This window comes from Thauera sp. AutoDN2 (assembly GCF_051280715.1).
In the GTDB taxonomy this organism is placed as follows: domain Bacteria; phylum Pseudomonadota; class Gammaproteobacteria; order Burkholderiales; family Rhodocyclaceae; genus Thauera.
The window spans coordinates 1-1,169 of sequence record NZ_JBNCAR010000107.1 but is presented as its reverse complement, the minus strand read 5'-3'; the positions used below and the strand labels follow the sequence as shown (position 1 = coordinate 1,169).

General features: G+C 61.8%; 1 protein-coding gene. It reads left to right on the top strand.

Translation table 11 applies throughout. The features are described from left to right. Nucleotides 1-56 precede the first annotated feature (56 nt). Nucleotides 57-1,148 (top strand): ISAs1 family transposase, encoded by a 1,092-nt coding sequence (locus tag ACPT9U_RS17730; protein WP_435751926.1) that lies wholly within the window; start codon nt 57-59, stop codon nt 1,146-1,148. Nucleotides 1,149-1,169: the final 21 nt, after the last annotated feature.

The window sequence follows — 1,169 nt, the reverse complement described above, 5'->3', positions numbered from 1 at the left end:
ACGCGTCTACTCTCGTCTTTTGGGCGACGGAAATGCGTGGAGCGGGAGTCAGTCTGATGGAGAAACTCAGTGAGCTTGAAGATCCGCGTCAGCCCAGCAACGGCACCCGCCACGACTTCCGGGAGATCTTGGTGATTGCCGTGTGCGCCATGCTCTCGGACGCCGACAGCTTCGAGGACATCGCGCTGTGGGGCCGGCTCAAGGCCGACTGGCTGCGCCGGTTTCTGGTGCTGAAGAATGGCATCCCTTCGCAGGACACGTTCCTGCGCGTGTTCCGCGTGCTCGACCCGAAGCAGTTCGAAGCGGTGTTCCGGCGTTGGGTGGGCGGGATCGTTGGCGCACTCGATGGCATGGTGGCCGTTGACGGCAAGACGCTGCGCCGTTCGGCCGATGGTGATGCGCCGCCGGTGCACATGGTCAGCGCGTTCTCGACCGAACTCGGACTGGTACTCGGGCAGGAGAGAGTGGCGGGCAAGAGCAACGAGATCACCGCCATTCCGGAGCTGCTGGAAGCCTTGCACATCAAGGGCTTGCTGGTGAGCATCGACGCAATGGGCTGTCAGCGCGAGATCGCCGCCAAGATCGTCGAGAAGGGGGGCGATTACCTGCTCGCGGTCAAGGGCAACCAGCCCACGCTGCATCAGCAGGTGCGTGATCTGATCAGCGATGCCCAACTCGCCAACAACGGCTTCAAGCACGTGGACAAGTCCCATGGCCGGACGGTGATGCAGCTCAGTTGGGTCGCCGCCAGCGGCAAGGAGATCGACCCCAAACTGTGGCCTGGCTGCAAGACGGTCGGCTGTGTCGTCTCGCAACGCGTGGTCGGCGACAGGGCCGCTGAACTCGAAGAGCGTTACTACATCAGCTCGCGCAAACTCACCGCTGAAGAACTGGCGAAGACCGTGCGCGCGCACTGGGCCATCGAGAACAGGCTTCATTGGATGCTCGATGTCTGCTTCGGCGAGGACGACTGCATGATTCGCAAGGACAACGCACCGCAGAACCTCTCGCTGCTCAAGAAGATCGTGCTGAACCTGATTCGTGCGGACAAGACCGACACCGCCAAGACGAGCCTGCGACTCAAGCGCAAGCGGGCGGCCTGGGATGACGATATCCGTATGAAAATGCTGGGGATTCATCGGTTATGACTTTCGAATGCGATGGCCCTG

Bases quoted from the DNA above. Each gene is read 5' to 3' on its own strand.
- ACPT9U_RS17730 (WP_435751926.1), top strand. From the start codon at position 57: ATGGAGAAACTCAGTGAGCTTGAAGATCCGCGTCAGCCCAGCAACGGC.